Annotated in this window: 19 protein-coding genes; 8 read left to right on the top strand and 11 right to left on the bottom strand. The window is 33.1% G+C overall.

From position 1 onward, the window contains the following. Positions 1–40: 40 nt before the first annotated feature. Positions 41–778 carry a matrixin family metalloprotease gene (locus NADRNF5_RS04795; protein ID WP_048116014.1) on the top strand — a complete coding sequence of 246 codons (738 nt, stop codon included), beginning with the start codon at positions 41–43 and terminating at the stop codon, positions 776–778. A gap of 114 nt (positions 779–892) precedes the next feature. Here the strand turns inward: NADRNF5_RS04795 and NADRNF5_RS10690 are convergent, their stop codons facing one another. Together NADRNF5_RS10690 and NADRNF5_RS04785 are read right to left on the bottom strand one after the other, a co-directional pair. Continuing rightward, on the bottom strand, positions 893–2,728 hold the full coding sequence (locus NADRNF5_RS10690) for a hypothetical protein (RefSeq protein ID WP_148313069.1): 1,836 nt from the start codon (positions 2,726–2,728) through the stop codon (positions 893–895). Between the two features lie 127 nt (positions 2,729–2,855). Next, positions 2,856–3,578: an adenylate/guanylate cyclase domain-containing protein gene (locus NADRNF5_RS04785; RefSeq protein ID WP_048116013.1), complete on the bottom strand. Its 723-nt coding sequence runs from the start codon at positions 3,576–3,578 to the stop codon at positions 2,856–2,858. Positions 3,579–3,852: 274 nt separating this feature from the next. On the opposite strand from NADRNF5_RS04785, the gene NADRNF5_RS04780 reads away from it, so the two are divergent. Beyond that, entirely contained in the window at positions 3,853–5,271 is a 1,419-nt protein-coding gene (locus tag NADRNF5_RS04780; RefSeq protein ID WP_052661880.1) for a nucleotidyl cyclase domain-containing protein, read from the top strand. Positions 5,272–5,448: 177 nt separating this feature from the next. Here NADRNF5_RS04780 and NADRNF5_RS04775 read toward each other — a convergent pair whose 3' ends face one another. The 5 genes from NADRNF5_RS04775 to NADRNF5_RS04760 form a co-directional block, all read right to left on the bottom strand. After that, entirely contained in the window at positions 5,449–6,096 is a 648-nt protein-coding gene (locus tag NADRNF5_RS04775) for a transcriptional regulator (protein WP_052661879.1), read from the bottom strand. Positions 6,097–6,132: 36 nt separating this feature from the next. Next, a complete protein-coding gene (locus tag NADRNF5_RS11775) occupies positions 6,133–6,261 on the bottom strand; it encodes a hypothetical protein (RefSeq protein ID WP_257719709.1) in 129 nt (42 codons plus the stop codon). 77 nt (positions 6,262–6,338) lie between these two features. After that, entirely contained in the window at positions 6,339–7,091 is a 753-nt protein-coding gene (locus tag NADRNF5_RS04770) for a DUF726 domain-containing protein (protein WP_048116012.1), read from the bottom strand. Further along, positions 7,088–8,746, bottom strand: coding sequence for a methionine--tRNA ligase (gene metG, locus NADRNF5_RS04765; protein ID WP_048116011.1), 1,659 nt, complete (start codon positions 8,744–8,746; stop codon positions 7,088–7,090). The genes NADRNF5_RS04770 and metG overlap by 4 nt, the downstream gene beginning before the upstream one ends. A gap of 37 nt (positions 8,747–8,783) precedes the next feature. Continuing rightward, complete coding sequence (locus tag NADRNF5_RS04760; RefSeq protein ID WP_048116010.1) at positions 8,784–10,025, bottom strand: adenosylhomocysteinase; 1,242 nt, start codon at positions 10,023–10,025, stop codon at positions 8,784–8,786. A gap of 75 nt (positions 10,026–10,100) precedes the next feature. Between NADRNF5_RS04760 and NADRNF5_RS04755 the strand changes: the two genes are divergently transcribed. From NADRNF5_RS04755 to cysS, 4 genes are all read left to right on the top strand, one after another. Beyond that, entirely contained in the window at positions 10,101–10,403 is a 303-nt protein-coding gene (locus NADRNF5_RS04755) for a Rieske (2Fe-2S) protein (protein ID WP_048116009.1), read from the top strand. Positions 10,404–10,532: 129 nt separating this feature from the next. Beyond that, the gene (locus tag NADRNF5_RS04750) at positions 10,533–10,919 is read left to right on the top strand and encodes a hypothetical protein (RefSeq protein WP_052661878.1); all 387 of its coding nucleotides are present in this window, start codon (positions 10,533–10,535) and stop codon (positions 10,917–10,919) included. Positions 10,920–11,092: 173 nt separating this feature from the next. After that, positions 11,093–11,884, top strand: coding sequence for an NAD+ synthase (locus NADRNF5_RS04745; protein ID WP_048116008.1), 792 nt, complete (start codon positions 11,093–11,095; stop codon positions 11,882–11,884). Positions 11,885–11,887: 3 nt separating this feature from the next. Then, positions 11,888–13,282 carry a cysteine--tRNA ligase gene (cysS, locus tag NADRNF5_RS04740; protein ID WP_048116007.1) on the top strand — a complete coding sequence of 465 codons (1,395 nt, stop codon included), beginning with the start codon at positions 11,888–11,890 and terminating at the stop codon, positions 13,280–13,282. A gap of 12 nt (positions 13,283–13,294) precedes the next feature. Here the strand turns inward: cysS and NADRNF5_RS04735 are convergent, their stop codons facing one another. Then, positions 13,295–13,609 carry a hypothetical protein gene (locus tag NADRNF5_RS04735; protein WP_048116006.1) on the bottom strand — a complete coding sequence of 105 codons (315 nt, stop codon included), beginning with the start codon at positions 13,607–13,609 and terminating at the stop codon, positions 13,295–13,297. A 212-nt stretch (positions 13,610–13,821) separates the two neighbouring features. Further along, a complete protein-coding gene (locus NADRNF5_RS04730) occupies positions 13,822–14,256 on the bottom strand; it encodes a pyridoxamine 5'-phosphate oxidase family protein (RefSeq protein ID WP_048116005.1) in 435 nt (144 codons plus the stop codon). Positions 14,257–14,475: 219 nt separating this feature from the next. On the opposite strand from NADRNF5_RS04730, the gene NADRNF5_RS04725 reads away from it, so the two are divergent. Both NADRNF5_RS04725 and NADRNF5_RS04720 read left to right on the top strand, forming a co-directional pair. After that, on the top strand, positions 14,476–15,201 hold the full coding sequence (locus NADRNF5_RS04725; protein WP_048116004.1) for a hypothetical protein: 726 nt from the start codon (positions 14,476–14,478) through the stop codon (positions 15,199–15,201). A gap of 54 nt (positions 15,202–15,255) precedes the next feature. Next, positions 15,256–15,540: a hypothetical protein gene (locus NADRNF5_RS04720; protein ID WP_048116003.1), complete on the top strand. Its 285-nt coding sequence runs from the start codon at positions 15,256–15,258 to the stop codon at positions 15,538–15,540. A 5-nt stretch (positions 15,541–15,545) separates the two neighbouring features. On the opposite strand, the gene NADRNF5_RS04715 is transcribed toward NADRNF5_RS04720, so the two are convergent. After that, entirely contained in the window at positions 15,546–16,370 is an 825-nt protein-coding gene (locus NADRNF5_RS04715; protein WP_048116002.1) for a mechanosensitive ion channel family protein, read from the bottom strand. Beyond that, entirely contained in the window at positions 16,370–17,119 is a 750-nt protein-coding gene (locus NADRNF5_RS04710; protein ID WP_237089352.1) for a DUF432 domain-containing protein, read from the bottom strand. Before NADRNF5_RS04710 ends, NADRNF5_RS04715 begins: the two co-directional genes overlap by 1 nt. Positions 17,120–17,196 lie beyond the last annotated feature (77 nt).

The raw sequence follows: 17,196 nt of genomic DNA, 5'->3' as shown, positions 1-17,196 counted from the left end.
ATTATTAGTCTTATTTTTAACTATTGGGAAAGAACACACCGTGAAATGTCATTTTATAAAAAGTCCTGATGGGTATTACGGAAAAGAATTTTTAGAGGTAAATGAAAATAAGAAAAAAAATGAAATTGAGCAATTAGAATGGCCATACAAATATCCAGATGGAATTGTCACATACAAAATAATTTCACATTCAAAAGATATCAAATCAAAAAAAATTCAAACCAAAGCAGTAGTGGTAGGAGTAAGAGCCATAGGGCTTCATATTAAAAATATCAGATTCAAACGAGAAAGAGACATTTCAAAAAATACAGATATAGATATCTATTTTACACAGGATGATCCTGAATTTATAAAAAATCCACAAATTTTAGCTTATGCACACTTAATCCCAAGAGATTTATCAAAAAAACCAGATCATAAAAAAATTGTTTTTAATGACAATCATTTTTGGACAGTTTATGGAGATCAAATACCAGGTAAACTAATTGATCCCATACATTACAAAAAAGATAGTAAGACCAAAGTTAAATCAGAATCACTGTTACATGTGTTCATGCATGAATTTATACATAAAATTGGACTACGTCATGATATTAAAAGTAAGGATGCCATAATGTGGCCTTTTTCAAAATCTCTTGATCATCCAAATGCCTTCGTATTGCATCCGAGAGACATTTCAAGACTACAAAAAAAATATGGTAAAAGAGAACTTTCAGAAAACAGAATTACACGAATGAGAAATAGAAGGCTAGCTAGGCACGATTTTAAAAGATATTAAATTTATCAAGTAATTTTCTATTCCCAATTATCAGAAGGTATTTCAATCATAGTATTAACAGCCATAATTTAAGAATCTAAACAATGTAGGGAATCAAAACATAATAAAAAATTTTCATTTTTGGAAATTATGTTTTACATCATACAATTGTGAAAAAATGTATTTTGCCTTTAGTTTTTGAAATTTTATATCAGATTGTAGTTGAATGTTTTCTGATGAATTATAGAAATCGCCATAGTGTGTTTGAGGGGCATGCTTAGAATTTTCTTCGGTTTCTAAATCATCCAACATTAGATCAAGTTTTTCTTCAGCAAGTAGTTCTTGACCTTTTTTGTAAGATTCAAACCATGCGTTATTCCTATCAATCCCATGTTGTGTAATGCCATCAATTGGTTTTTCAAGTGGGATATAATCCATTTTCCAAGTTTTGTCAAATGTCCAAGTATTTCCACTACTGTCAATTGCCATATTTTTCCCTGTTTCAAATAAATGAATGAGGTGACCTTTATGGATTCCAGAATATTCTTTTGGAGGATTCAAAGAATCACCTTCAATGTGTATCCCATGATTATAGTAATTTTGCCATGCATTCTTTGAATGATCCCAAATGTATGTTGCAAGCATATTAAATTCTAGAGGGGCTCGAAAAGTATGAAATATCATCACCTTTAGACACAAAACAGAACTAGTAGAATTGCATGGGACTTTGTCTGTAATTATTGCAACATTTTCTAGAACATTCTCAGGATCAACCTTAGATAAGATATTTTGTCCATCACGGGTCATATCTAAATTAATTGTGACCCTACTTTTATCAAAGGATTCACCATTTCCAAGACCAAACCCCAAACCCACATGCGCAATATTCTCAAAACCGGCATCATCAAATATTTTCAGTTCAACCTTATTTTGTTGGCCAACATTGACTGTGACTAAAGGATATGGGGTATAATACAACTCAGCATTTACAGGATTGCCATTAAAAGAAAAGCCATTTTCTACAATTCTCTTCAAATTTGAATCAACCCCAACAGTTGGTGGAGTGCAATCTCCAGAACAACCACTCCCAGAACTTGATTCAGTATTAGTGGGACTAGGGGCAACAGAATCAACTACCAATCCAGGACGAATTAATCCGCCAGAACCCCTCCCACCAGCAAAGTCATCAGTAATATCCAAATCGGCAGATACTCCATTATAGGTAGCACGGGCAACATGTTCACCAGCAGAAATTACTTCATCACTTGGAGGAACTACAGAGATAGCACCTTCATTTGCAGGTCCGCCTAGAATGTAACCATTGTTAAATTCAAAATCCTCATTATCGATATAGGTGATAACACTACCAGGATTCACTCGTAGAGAGGAACCGCTTGAGGTACCAGATGTAACAAAATCAAATGAAGCAATGAATTCGCGAGTATCTAAACCAGTTTCAACCAAGGTTAAAGTGATGGGTGTTGTTCCACCATCTTCATCAGAGAAAATATCCATTCCCTCAACGCCAGAAACTCCAACCAGTGTATCAATTGCACCGACATCACATACGCCAGAACAGTTCGCATCAGCAATTGTAGCAGTACCAGTATCAGAAGTCAGAAATCTATCATTTCCGTTCATCAAAACAATATCTCCACTGTCAAAAACACCAGAATCTCCAGTTTCCGTAAGAGTCAGTGTAAAAGAATCGCCAGTAGTAGTTCCAGTAAGTACAACATTAATTGTTTCAAGAGAATTTCCATTTGCACCCAAATCTGTATCAGTGACACGTACTGAAACAAAATCAGTGCCAAAGGCATCCCCTTGGTTCAGAGGAGCACCAGTAACAATTCCACCAGATAATCTCCATACAATTGTAGTTACAGCATAAGCATCCTGTAATGGAAACGCAGGAATCAATAAGATAGATGAAATGAAAACTAAAACATAGATTTTATAGAAGGACTTCATTCCTTCCAAATCCCATAATAATCAAATAGTATTTTATTGGAAACATTTGTTGCTAGAATAAGAACATACTCTATTAAGAACATTTTATTTTGTTTATATATTAATTTATCATTCATATCTAAAAACCTCAAAGTTTCCTCGAAACTGAATAAACAGGATAAGAAAACTTGTACCCTAGGGAATAATCACTCGTAGATTTGAAATTGTATTCTTTCAAGGATTTTGCCATTTGATGAAAGTCCCCACCAACTACAACCTGATTTGGTTTGGCAATTCGGTTAATCTTGGAACACATGTTAACAGGAGGCCCTATCATGTCAAGAGAGGATGAATCAGTAGATTGCATAATACAAACAGCACCATAATCAGAACTAATTCTATAATCTAAGTTTGGTAAACCTTCTTGACGAAGTTGCTCACAAATAAAATCATGGGCTTCAACTAAGCACAGATTACATTCAATGCAACTCATAAACCCAAAAGTGTTATTGTATCTTCCAGAAGAAGGGAAATAATACATTAAACAATCCCCAATATTTTTGATTACAGTTCCACCATATTCTCCAATAATTTTTGACATGGAGTTTAGAAAGATCTGGTAGTAGCGAGAGATTTTTCCTGTTCCTAGATGTGCAGAGATTTTAGTAGAGTTCACCATATCCACACATCCAATGCAATAGCTCTTGCACTTACTATCAAAAGCAACAGAATATTCACGTGGCTTCAAGTCATCTAAAAGGACAGAACCTGTAGATTCAGGCAAATCAGCATTTAATGGAGATAATTCAGCATAATCAAAAAAATTGTCAGGCAACGAATTACCATACAAATCTGAGAAGTTTTTACCCATGAGGAATCAATGTCAGAAAATTAACATATAGGGTATTTAGCTAAAATGAGAAGAAATTAGCTGCAATCAAAACATCCAATAATGTATAGTTTCAGAGCAGTATGAACGTATGAAAATAGAAAATGAAACCGAGTGTTTTGGAAAAGGAAGCGGAACTGTCTTAATTTAGGCATTGGTTTTAAGAACCACTGAGACCCAAATCAGAGAAAACTGAGAGTTGTTTAGAGTAAATATCACGAAAAATGATTTTATCTGGTACACATAGTCAAAAATATTGATAAATAAAAAACATAGAAATTCAAATAACAAAGTAAAAAAAATTGCAGAAATTCAGGGCCGGATGGAAGAGTATGGAAAAACAAAAGATTGGCTCTTAGAAGAACTAAAGAAAAACAGAATCACTCTAAAAACATCCCCAACATCAAATAGTTATGAGATTTTAAATTCAATGCAAATCAACACGGTTAACTATATTCATAAATTATTAAAATTAGAAGAATTTTCCGTAAGTGAAGTAAAAACACTTACAAAAACGCTTCATTGGTTTTTCACAGATATTGTAGGAAGTTCAAATCCCAAAAATTCCACAAAAGCTCAGATTAGGAAAATCAGCATTTTGAATCAACAAATTCAAAATACAGAGACATTTAAAAAAAGAGATGTCAACACGACAGTCATATTGCCTACAGGGGACGGGGTGGCAATTGGTTTTTCAGAAAGTCCAGAACAACCATTACGATTAGCCACTGATCTACACAAATTGCTAAACAAATACAATAAAACTCACAGAGTAAGTGATAGAATTTTTATTAGAATAGGGCTAGATACAGGCCCGGTATATTTTATCAAAGATATTGAAAATGAAGATACAGTTTGGGGCCCAGGAATAATAATGGCACGTAGAGTCATGGATCTTTGTGAAGAGAATCAGATATTTGCTTCAGGTAGAATTGGTGATGATATTAGTAAATTAGCACCAGAATATGAAAGCATCATGCATCCAATTGGAGAATATCAAATAAAACACGGAGATAAATTATCAATATACAATATTTTTGGAAAAACTTTTGGAAATAAGCACATACCCAAAAAAGATAAAATCAATTTAGAAGAAGATGCCGATCCAACTAAAAAATTTGAGTTCAAAAATATTGAAATTCGCTTAGATGTGAGCAACACAAAAAACATGATGACACATCACACATGGGTATGGGATGTGAAAAACATATCAAAGAAACCACTAACAGATCTATATTACGAGATTGGAGGAGAGGTTCCAAAAGACAATCTCAAAGATATCAATTTAACAGTGAAAGACAAAAAAGGAAATAAATTAAGAATTGGGCATACAGACACAAATAAACCACTTGAAAAAAAATTCTTAGTTGAACTTGCAAAACCGATTAAGCATAACAAATCAGATTTAATCACTTTAGAATATGATTGGGAAGAGCCAGATAGAATTTTTGAATATGTGTTTTTAGCAAAATGTAAGAAATTCAAATATGTTTTTAAAATTCCTAAAAATTTCAGAATTGAGGCAAAAGCGCTCAAAATTAATCAATTGGGTGAAAAAATCCTTGCAAAACCACCACCTCAAACTAATGTGAAAAGAGGGAAAACTGAAATTGTTTGGAAATCATTAAAAAATAAAGTGATAAATGTTCATGATTGTTATCAATTCAGGTGGTAAATACACCCTAATTATTAGGACCAAGTTTAGTCTCTTGAAAAGAATTAGAATCCCTCCAAAGATAGTCAAAATAATCAAAACACCATTCATGAAACAAGGCAGAATCACCATATAGCATCTTACTCATATCAATTTCACCGTCAGTAGTTGGAAAACAAATTCCAGCTTCTCTTTGATTTAAAACAAGGACAATGCTGATTTTTTATTCATTTTTCTTTTAATAGATTCATCCATAATGAATTTCTTGAAAAAAGATTGATTGATTACAGATTTTCTTTCTTTGGAAACATTAGCCGATTCAGAAAAAATAGATTTTATCTTTACATTATTTTTTAGTCTATCAGTAAGTGTTTTGATCAAATTAGCATCATAGGGAACTTCAACTAAGACATTGTAAAGATAGTCTTCAGAGTTTTTGTAAATAGCATTCCAAAGTTCCATTACTTTGATGAAACCGGTAACAAGTTCAGATTCATTAAGAGAACCTATTCGTTGAATAAATTTGTTAGGGAGAGTAGAGAAAGTATGATTTTTAAAATAATTCTTGTGGTTTGGCACAAACATTAGTGAATTAATTTGAGCAAATACAGTTTTGCCAAAATTTGTCAAACCATAATTACCATCAACATCTTTTTCAATTAATCCAGCTTTGGAAAGGCGTGTAAAATTTCGGTGTATTTCAGGAGCAGTCGCATCAAGTTCTTTTGCAAGAACAGACATCTTTGTTTTTTCCTGCTCCAATCTGAGAATTATTTTAAGGCGTTGCTCGCTTGATAATTCTAGAAACACAGATGCTATTTTTTCTGCATCATAATTTCCTAACATAACAAATGATTAAACACATTGTTTTTTACTTTATTGCTAAGATTCTGGCCAATTTCCCCCACAATTAGGACAATTACCACGTAAGCCATTATATCTAAAATCCATTACCAAGTATGCTTTTCCAAACCCACATCCAAGACAACAGATATTTGTTTTTTTGCTCATATGTTATGATGTACAAAAATAGGTATTAAACTGACTTTAAATTTAAGCTAAAAATTTAGCGAATTAGCTAAAAATAGTCACGGAAATGAAGATAATACTGCAGCATAACTTGCAAATCTATGATTTTTTGGTTTTACTAGTTTTTGATGATATTTGCTGATTGTTTTTCCAATAGCACCATTAAGACCCAACGGACCTTTGACATATTTTTCATTATCTGCCCAACCAAGTACTTCATCAGAAGGAGCATAATGGTTAACAATTTTTTTATTTACAATGTTTTGAAGAATTTTTCCATATTTTTTTGATGAAGGTACATCTTCGGTAATTGATGCGCCAAAAAAATAAACACCTTCAATCAAGCCAACATTTTGTTTATTTTTTGAGAGATACTCCAAGGTACTCAGTATTACCTGCGATCCTAATGAATGACCCATCAATCTAATTTTTGTAGTAGGACTTAATTTCTTGAAATCTTCAATAAACAGACCAAGATTTCGTCCATTTTTCTTTGCAATTATTTGCCCGACTGCTAGAGCATGTTTTGCATGTTTTATCAAATGGGCACCTTTTGTGTTAGAATCATAGCTATACCCAATTATAGGAAATACATAGCCTAATTTTCGTAACCGGTTTTTTGCCAATATTACTTTGGCTACAGCACCTGCATTATCGTTTCTTAATCCATGAATCATAATGGTGATTTCCTTAGAATTGATTAATTTCTTAAAATCAGGTTTTGGATAAAAATAATATGGATTATTTTTGAGAGTTTTTCCATTTGATAGATCATAGTACCCCCTAGTTGAAATTCTTGGAATAGGCCTCATTTCTCAAATGATCCTAATTGCTTCTTGTGCTTTTCAATGTCAGATTCTTCCACTTTGACAAACAAAGGAGAAGCATCACCCAGAACATGACCTGCTGGTACAGCAAATTCAGAAATTTTACCCCATGACGAATCAACAATATTTTCAGGAATTCCTAGCTGTGTCCAGATTTTTTGTGCAGATTCAGGCAGAAATGGAAAGAGGGCAATGGCAATACTATGGGCTGCATTAACGGAAAGATATACACAATTAGCAGTTCCTGGTCCTTTTTTCCAAGGTTCCTTGTGTTGGAAATAGGTGTTAAAAAATGACGAAAATTCCATTATTTTTTTCAAAGCCCTATCAAGATGATTTTCTTCTAAGAGGGAGCCAAGTTCCAAAGCAAGATTTTTTATTTTATCTTCTGCTTCAGAATCTTTTTCATCAAAGGATTCTATCTCAGGTACTTTGCCATCAAATGCTTTTTTGGTAAATCCCAGTGCACGATTTACAAAGTTTCCAAGATTTCCAATTAATTCAGAATTTATCCTAGTTGTAAAATCATCCCAATCAAAATTCAAGTCATCCTGAGAATAAGGATTAATTGATACAAGATAGTATCTAAGATAATCTGCAGGGTAAAATTCTAAAAAGTCCTTTAATCCGATATACCAATTTCTGCTTTTAGAAATTTTCTTTCCTTGTAATGTAAGATGCCCTCTTGTTGGAATGTAATCAGGTAGCTTGTATTCTTTATTTATGCCCAATCGCATTGCAGGTAAGAAGAGATAGTGATGGTACACAATATCTTTTCCAATAAAGTGATAGATATCAGCAGAGTTCCAAAATTCTTTTCCATCAATTCCTTTATCATTTAGAAATTTTAATGCAGTTGAAATGTATGCGAGGTGATTGTCAAACCAACCATAGAAGACTTTGTCTTTTGCATCACCTAGTGGGACTGGAACTCCCCAAGTTATATCACGTGTGATATCCCAATCAATTAATCCAGATTTTATCCAGTTTTGAACATATTTTTTGACATCCTTTTGAAGATGTTCATTCTCTTCTAGCCATTTAGTTAAAGAGTCACCAAAGTTTTTGAGTTTGAAAAAATAATGTGTTGTTTTCTCTTTTGTTGGGACTTGTCCACAAAGTGAACATTTAGGATCAGTAATCTCTTCAGGTACACGGCCACAACTCTCACAAAGATCAGAGTATTGGTCTTCAGCTTTACAATGAGGACATGTTCCTTTTACATATCTGTCGGGAAGGAATTTTTTATCATTATTACAATAGAATTGTATGATTTCCTGTTCATAAATATGCCCAGCATCATTGAGCTTTTTGAAAACATCTTGAACAAATGCAATATTTTCAGGCGAGCTAGTTTTGTAAAAATAATCAAACTCGATGTTAAATGCTGAAAAATCATCATAATCACGTTTATTCCAATGGGCAACATATTCTGCAGGAGTCTTACCTTCTTTCTCAGATTGGATTAAGATTGGTGTACCAAAATCATCAGATGCGCAAACATAGTAGGCCTCAACTCCATTTAGTTTTAGAAATCTAGTGGTGACATCTGCGGGCAGATATGTCGATGCAACATGACCTAAATGTATTTCGCCATTAGCATACGGTAGTGCACTTGTAATGATGGCTTTGTTATTCATTAATACTTGAGAAGAACGGTATTGAGGTTAAGAAGTTTTACCAGCTGTTTGCATATTTTACTTGCTCAGGGGTGAGTTTATCGATTTTAACTCCCATGGCAGCAAGAGCATCTACTGCTACTTGTTTATCAATTTCTTCAGGAACATTGATAATTTTATTTTCCATTTTTTTATGGTTTTTAAGAATATACAAAACAGATAAGATTTGATTTGAAAATGATTGAGCCATAACTTCTGGTGGATGTCCTTCTGCTGCAACCAAGTTTGCCAATCTACCCTCGCCAATAAGATAAACTACTTTACCATTTTTCAAAATACATTCATCAAGACTTGGTCTCACTTGTTTTACAGATTTTGATTGTTTTAACAAGAATTTACTATCAATTTCGACATCAAAGTGTCCAACGTTGCCCATGATTGCACCATTTTTCATTTGGAGTATGTGCTCTTTTCTAATCACACTAGTCATTCCAGTACATGTGACAAACATATCACCAATCTTTGCAGCTTGAGACATTGGCATTACTTCAAAACCATCCATATGAGCTTCAAGTGCTTTTACAGGATCAATCTCAGTAACTATAACTTTAGAGCCCATTCCTTGGAATCTTGATGCTACACCGCGGCCAACCCAGCCATATCCAATTACAACTACACGTTTTGAAGCCATAAGTAAATTCATGGCTCGAAGATAACCATCAATGGTACTTTGTCCGGTTCCATATCTATTATCAAACATGTGTTTTGTGTATGCCTCGTTTACCAAAATAACAGGATAGCGAAGTTTGCCTTGATTTTCAACAGCTCTAATTCTTGTAACACCTGCTGTTGTTTCTTCTGTGGCACCTAGAATTTCCATTTTATTGAATCTTTTATCAAAATGAGCTTTGATGTTCATGTCTGCACCATCATCAGTTAGAATTGTAGGCTTGTGTTTTAGAACTTGATCAATGCACCAATCATAATCCTTTACAGATTGACCATGCCATGCATAAACATGAATTCCTTGTGAAGCTAAAAATGATGCAATATCATCTTGTGTTGTTAAAGGGTTACCACCACAGCAAGCAACAGTTGCGCCAAGCTCTTTTGCACCCATTAGCAAAACAGATGTCTCTTTTGTAATATGCAAACAAAATCCAAGAGTGATACCCTTTAGCGGTTTTGATTTTTTAAATCTGTTAATTGTATTATCGAGAATCTGCATGTGAGATCTAGCCCATTCATAAGATAATTTTCCCTCTTTGATCAATTTTGAACTAGATTTTACTTTACTCAATAAACAGAGCCTTGTGCTACACTATAAAATTCTATCATGCGAATCTAAATAAATGACAAAAATGTCAGAATATCGTTGACTTGGAAAAAGATTGCTGAAAAAGGCGAAGTTGCCTCTGGAAAAGGAAAAGCCTTCAAAATTGATGGAAAACAAATTGCAATCTTTAATCAAGACGGATATCATGCAATTGATGATCTATGTGTTCATCAGGATGGCTCAATTGCCCCAGGAAAACTAGATGGAGATATTGTAGAATGCCCATTGCATTTCTGGCACTATAACATCAAAACAGGCCAGCTTACAGACTACCTAAAAGATGTTAAACTAGAAACATACAAAGTTGAGGCAAGAGACGATGGCATCTATGTGGATGTCTAAAATAGCATCAAATTACAGATTTTTAAAAATTACATTAGTTTTCAAATATAATTAAAAAATTCCATTATGGAACCAAGTTTTCCCCATTAATTCCTTCAGGGTTTAATGTCAATAAGTCACAGAATAGTATTGAGCAGTAAAGTAATCGTTCCATTATTGTTAGGTATTGTAGCAATCGGATTAATGCAATTTACATTTGCAGAGGAATTAGAAGAGGTGACATTTGTCACAGTAGATGAAGAAAAATTCAAGCAACCTGAATCAAAATACAGCTATCAACAACTAATCATTTCAGGATTCATCGAGGATTATAGCAGAGGATCATTAATCACATTTGTAATTATTTTACCAGATGAATCTCAAATTGAAATCAGCACTTATGCTGCAAGAAATGGCGAGATTTACATGCCATACCATATTACAGATGATTCAGTAATAGGAATTCATAAAATAATTCTGATATACCATGATGAGGAAATTGCTTCAACATCATTTGAGATTTTAGATAATCAATAAAGAGAAGGGACAAATTCCCTTCCCTCGTGTTAGGTATGGGTTTTGTAGGGCACAGATTTTTCTGTAATTTTTCATCGATAATTCACTATAAGGAATAATGTATGTTCAAAATGAACTGTTTTTCCTTCAATTTAAGGAGAATTTTTATCCTCAGATATTATCAAAAGTAATTATTGAATCAAGAGATTATCAATGAAATAAAAAATCAAGATTATGCTTCAATTACACAAACAATTGAAAAGTTTCTATCAGATAAAATTGAAAAAAATCATGTAAAAGGAGTAATTCTAGGTCTAAGTGGAGGAATCGATTCTGCAGTTTTAGCTTACCTATGCAAAAGACAGATCAAAGAAAAAACAATGGCGTTGATAATGCCCGATACCTCGATGACTCCAAAATCAGAAACAGATGACGCCCTCAAAATGATTTCACTTACAGGAATTGAATACAAGTTAATTGACATCAAGCCAATTGTAAATGAATATTCGATGTACCTAGAGCCAAATGATTGGGCAAAGGGGAATCTGCGAGCAAGGATTAGAACAAATATTTTGTATTACTATGCAAATTCCAAAAACTATCTTGTTTTAGGCTCGAGTGACAAAAGTGAATACCTAATGGGGTATTTTACAAAACACGGAGATGGTGCATCAGATATTACCCCCATAATTTCACTCTACAAACTACAGGTAAGAGAGATTGCGAAATATCTAGGAGTTCCAGAAAATGTTATTTTAAAAAAGAGTAGCCCACACTTGTGGAAAGACCATGTTGCAGAAGAGGAATTAGGAGCAACATATGAAGAGATTGATTCAATATTGTATTGTTTATTTGAAAAGAGAAAAACAATTGATGAAACAGCAGAATTAACCCAAATTGAAAAATCAATTGTAGAGAAAATTTACCAATTAAACATTAACAGTGAACATAAAAGATTACCTCCACAAAAACCCAACAGAGATTAGGAAATGAAAATTCAAGATACTTTACTGAATTCACAGCAGGAATTAGACGTTTCCAAAAAGATCAAAATTTACTTATGCGGTGTAACAGTTTATGATGAGTCCCACATCGGCCATGCAAGAACAGTCATAGTTTTTGACGTGTTAAGAAGGTGTTTAGAAAACAAAAATGTTGAAATCGAATTCATCCAAAATTTTACAGACGTAGATGATAAAATTATTAATCGAGCAAATTCAGAAAACACTACAGCTGAAAAAATCAGTACAAGATACATTGAAAATTATTTTAAAGATTTTGATGCGCTAAACGTAAAGCATGCAACAAACTATCCAAAGGCAACAGAGCATATTGGAGACATAATAGAATTCATTGAAAAACTAATTAAAAAAGAAATTGCATACATTACAAAAAATGGTGTATATTTTGAAGTATCAAAATTTCCAGAGTATGGAAAGCTATCAAAGAAAAAAATAGATGAGCTCCAATCAGGCTCAAGAATAGAAGTAGACGAGGCTAAAAATGATCCACTAGATTTTGCAGTATGGAAATTCTCTGGTAAAGAGCCTCTTTGGGATAGCCCATGGGGCAAAGGTCGCCCTGGATGGCACATCGAATGCTCTGCTATGAGCATAAAGTATCTAGGAGAAAATTTTGACATTCATGGTGGAGGAAGGGATTTGATTTTTCCACATCATGAAAATGAAATAGCACAATCAGAATCATGTACTGGTGCACAATTTGCAAAGATATGGATGCATGTAGGAATGGTTACAATTAATGGTGAGAAAATGTCAAAATCACTGGGAAATATCAAATCAATCAAGCATGTCCTTGAGAACTGGGGTCCTAACATTATCAGACTATTTTGTCTTTCAGGACACTACTCAAAGCCAATTGACTACTCTGAAGAATTACTAAAAGAGAATCTCATCAAATGGAGACAAGTAGAAACGTGTTACTATGAATTGATTCATGCAAATAGTGAAAATAATCAAAAAGTCAATTCAATAATTGATAAGACATGTAAAGATTTTGATAATGCTCTAAACGATGATCTCAATACACATCTAGCACTATCGGCATTTTTTCAACTAGTAAAAGAGACCAACAGAATGGCAGCTGATGAAATTCTGGGCAAAGAAGATGCACACACCATCAAAAAGGAACTTGAAAGAATGCTTGAAATTTTAGGATTACAAATTCCACAAATGACTGAAAAGAATAAGCAAGAAATTGATAGTCTAATTCTATCAAGGGAGACATTTAGAAAAGAAAAACAATTTGTAGAAGCAGATAAAATTCGGGATAAATTAAATGAGATGAACGTGGAATTAATTGATCATAAAGAAAAAACAATTTGGATGAAAAAAGAAAAGATTAAAGCTGAGAATAAAAAATAAAAAAGATAGTGATTAAGGAATAACCATTTCTAGCTTGTCCTCAATTCTATCATAGTATCCGTTTTGTTCCATTGCAGGGACATAAAATGTTGCAGAGACTGTATCTCCAACACCTACATCACATGCAGAAACAACAACGGAATGTCCAAAAGTGGACTCTCCAACACAACCGTAGTCAGTTACAGCAATTACTGTGACATCTTCAGTTACTAGGGTTGGAATTATGTTCCAAGGAGTAATAGTCAAAACTAGTATGACTGAAGTGGCAACAGCCAAGATCGCTAGAAACTTTAGCTGTGGTGTTTTTTTGTTTGTTGTTTGTTGCATTTCTCCTCAATACCCTTTAGGTGATTCTTAGATATAATCTAGAGGTAACTTTTCTACTAGTGCTAACTAAAATTACTCATGAATACCAAAATTTTTTGCAATTATCACATTGATTTTTCAGAATTTGTGTGCCATCAGGATTTTTTTCCGAGTCTGTGCTTTGAAAATTTTTTGACCCACAAGTTGGGCATCTATCTTCATCGATCAAATTCCTAGGCATCCTTCATCCTTTTAGAGTAATCATAGTTGAATAATTTGTTAGGAGTGATTTCAATTGCTACTTCAGATTTAGAATTATCTCGTAAAAATTTTGAGAGTGTAGATTCTTTTTCACCCAAGTATTTTTTCATTAGTGTTTCAAGTATTTCAGCACCTTTCTCTTCAATAATTTTGACAGCACCATCCCCACGAACTCCTTTGTAAGGAGGTTTATCAGCAGCTATTTCAAATCCACATTTTGGATTGTTCTTTAGGTATGAAACTATTTTTGCAGTCTTCTGAGTTGCACAAAAAATTTTTTCATTTTCAATTTCATACCACAATGAAATAACATTTGGTGTCCCATCAGGTTTGATAAAAGCAAGTCTTATAGGTATTTTCTTATCATGAACCATACTATCTAATTTATGAGGAGATAACTTCTGCATATGTTCACCTCAATCGGCCCACTAATACGGATTTGGAATAACAAAAGTCGCATGACCACTCTTGGAATTCTTTTCCACACTTGTTGGATTTTTGAATACTCTCTAAACTCATGATTTGTTTCATCATTTTATGCATATTAATAGTGCTCAAAGTCTTTGCTAGTGCTAACCTTAAATTTTTTTATTCCTCTTAATATAGTGATTTTACATAATTTGCTTGTGAAAAAAATTATTATTTCAATACTTTTCCTTATTGCGGTAGCATCAAGTCCAGCTTATGGGCACAAATTAATTTCACACGATGATTCCCACAGAGATTTTGATTCAGCACTAGTCATCCCGGATCACAAAATTTCATGGGCAATTTATGAGAATTTAGGCATAAATGAAGCAAAATTTTATGTTTTTGATGCAAAAAAGGGAGATTCATTTTATGCAAGCATCGTTATTCCAAAAGTTTCAGGATTAGAAGAGTATGCACCAACATTATTTTTTGTCAATCCCAAAACGACACAAATTGACATGTCACAATCAGAATTACAAACTACAGAAAAATTTTTCTATGAAGGTGATTTTCCTGGAAGAGAATTTTATGAGCCATTTGGTCAAGTAACATATTGGGAAAGACAAGAAATTACAAAAGAGATTCCCGAGGATGGCAAATATTTCATCGTAGTGTCAGATGAAAAAAATCAGGCTGGAAAATATAGTTTAGCCATTGGGACGATTGAAGACTTTTCAGGTGAAAATATATTTATAATTTTACCAAAATCATGGCTTGAAACAAAATTGTTTGTTAATGATTACACATCAATTGCAATATCAATTTTAATTTTAATTGGATTGATAATAATTCCAACATTACTTGTTATCAAAAAAATAAAAAGAAAAAAGCTCAAGCTAATCGAAGAGAAATCTGTGCGTAAAAAAATTAGTTCAGTCTAATTAGTTCAATCTAATTTTCACAGTGTTTATTACAATAAAATACTAATTTAATTTATGAACGCATGGAATAAGTTTTGGAATTGGTATGAAAATAAAATACTCGGTAGTGTAATCTTAATTGCAATTATTCAATTTATTCAAGTTCCACATATGATATGGAATGCAGATATTATGTTAGAGGCAGGGATTGTATCAAGAGTACATCCAGTTATTGATTGGTTTCTGTATGGAGTGGATTTAATTGAAATAATTTCCATCATTAATGTTGGAATGATTATGTTTGCCCTAATCAAGAAACGAAGAGCAAAGAAAAATCAGTTAGGCATTATTGAAAAATAAATTTTTTATTGCTTTGCTTGCCATATTACACGCTGAGGGAAAGGAATTTCAATTCCAGCATTATCAAGAGCTTTTTTGGCAACTTTAAGTAAAGATGGGCCCACTTTATCCCAATCATCTCTAGGATGCCAAACAAGAATTTCAATATTCACACTTGAATCAGCCAACTCTTTAATTCTAAATTCAGGCTCAGGTAATGTTAAAACAAAAGGCATAGACTTTCGAATTTCCTTCCCCATTACAGAAATTGCTCCATCAATATCTTCTTTGTAAGCAATTCCAATTATTGCCTCAGATCTTCTAACTGGAGTAGAGGAGAGAGAACGAATATTGGATGTAAAAAATACCTCATTGGGCACTCGAATAATCGTACCATCAAATCGCCTTACCCGTACAGAGAATGTACTGATATCCAATAAGGTTCCAGACACATCAGCACCGGGAATCTCAATTTTATCTCCTTGTTTTACAGGCTTTTCAACCATCAAGAAAATACCAGAAATTAAATTTGAAACAACAGACTGTGTTGCAAATCCAATTACAATTCCAAAGATTCCACCTGCAACAAGCAATCCTGAAAAATCAACACCGGTGGTAGAGGTAAAAACTAAAAATGCCAATATGATAATTCCAAAGTAAATTAATTTCCCAAGGTTTTTTGCAGAATCTTGTGCAAGTTTTGGTGCATAATATTTTGTAAATAATAATCTAAAAGTTCTCGCAATAATTATTCCAACACCCATTATTATTCCACCAATGAGTAAGGAAAGTAAAGTTAAACCACCAACAATTTCAATTGTATCTAAATTTTGTAAAAATTCAAATGGCATTATTCAATTCCCATATCCACACGTTTAATGTTTTCAACTTTTTCAAATGTTGGTGATTTTACCCAATCTGTTTGAATCGGTTCTGTTGTAACATCTAGAATTTCAATAGTGAGTTTTTTCTTTAACACAACTTTTAATGAATCAAACTTTGCTTTTGAATTTTTATAATATACGGAAACATCATTTGCTGCAAAAACAATTTTAGATATAGTCAATCCTTTATCCAAATCATTTTTCAGATCTACTTTTAATATTCCATCTGTATATGCAGTTGAATCATCATAAGAATCCACTATTTCTGATGGTGCATATTTACAAAGGGTTCCAGATTCGGGAGAACCATAAAGACAAAATCTAGCATTTTGTGGTTCACAATCAACCCAATCCAAAGAATCCTTACGCCCATCATGAACTAGAAAAACGCCTATTTCAACAGGACATCTAACAAAAACACTTGCTGCAGAACCTTCAGATAAAAAAATAGGAGTTTCAAAATCAAGATATACATGTGAAGCTCGTCTAGCAGGATAATTTAGTGGCCTTATCGGCGAAATTTCTAAAGTAAGTTCAGAAGAAGAAACAGGGATGACTTTTTTTAGTAGGTTATCTTCAGTGTCTTTTCGAAGGTACGAGAAAACATGTTCGCCAATTTTTTCAATTTTTATAGTAACGCCATTAAATGAAAACTCAGCTTTATCTTCGATGGTGTAAATCCCATAAGCAGAAAAATTATTTTCAGAATCACTCACAATCAGTAATTACTAAAATCCTGCATTTAATCTCTATCATCAAAGCAACTAATCATCAATAGTTCGAATTAAGATTA

Source organism: Nitrosopumilus adriaticus (assembly GCF_000956175.1).
Lineage (GTDB): Archaea > Thermoproteota > Nitrososphaeria > Nitrososphaerales > Nitrosopumilaceae > Nitrosopumilus > Nitrosopumilus adriaticus.
The sequence above is the reverse complement of the archived record's forward strand: the minus strand, read 5'-3'. Positions and strand labels throughout refer to the sequence as shown.

Excerpts from the sequence above, each read along its gene's own strand:
- NADRNF5_RS11775 (WP_257719709.1), bottom strand. The coding sequence starts at position 6,261 with ATGAGCAAAAAAACAAATATCTGTTGTCTTGGATGTGGGTTTGGAAAA.
- NADRNF5_RS04770 (WP_048116012.1), bottom strand. The coding sequence starts at position 7,091 with ATGAGGCCTATTCCAAGAATTTCAACTAGGGGGTACTATGATCTATCA.
- NADRNF5_RS04720 (WP_048116003.1), top strand. The coding sequence starts at position 15,256 with ATGAACGCATGGAATAAGTTTTGGAATTGGTATGAAAATAAAATACTC.
- NADRNF5_RS04785 (WP_048116013.1), bottom strand. The coding sequence starts at position 3,578 with ATGGGTAAAAACTTCTCAGATTTGTATGGTAATTCGTTGCCTGACAAT.
- NADRNF5_RS04735 (WP_048116006.1), bottom strand. The coding sequence starts at position 13,609 with ATGCAACAAACAACAAACAAAAAAACACCACAGCTAAAGTTTCTAGCG.
- NADRNF5_RS04715 (WP_048116002.1), bottom strand. The coding sequence starts at position 16,370 with ATGCCATTTGAATTTTTACAAAATTTAGATACAATTGAAATTGTTGGT.
- NADRNF5_RS04730 (WP_048116005.1), bottom strand. The coding sequence starts at position 14,256 with ATGCAGAAGTTATCTCCTCATAAATTAGATAGTATGGTTCATGATAAG.
- NADRNF5_RS04775 (WP_052661879.1), bottom strand. The coding sequence starts at position 6,096 with ATGTTAGGAAATTATGATGCAGAAAAAATAGCATCTGTGTTTCTAGAA.
- metG (WP_048116011.1), bottom strand. The coding sequence starts at position 8,746 with ATGAATAACAAAGCCATCATTACAAGTGCACTACCGTATGCTAATGGC.
- cysS (WP_048116007.1), top strand. The coding sequence starts at position 11,888 with ATGAAAATTCAAGATACTTTACTGAATTCACAGCAGGAATTAGACGTT.
- NADRNF5_RS10690 (WP_148313069.1), bottom strand. The coding sequence starts at position 2,728 with ATGAAGTCCTTCTATAAAATCTATGTTTTAGTTTTCATTTCATCTATC.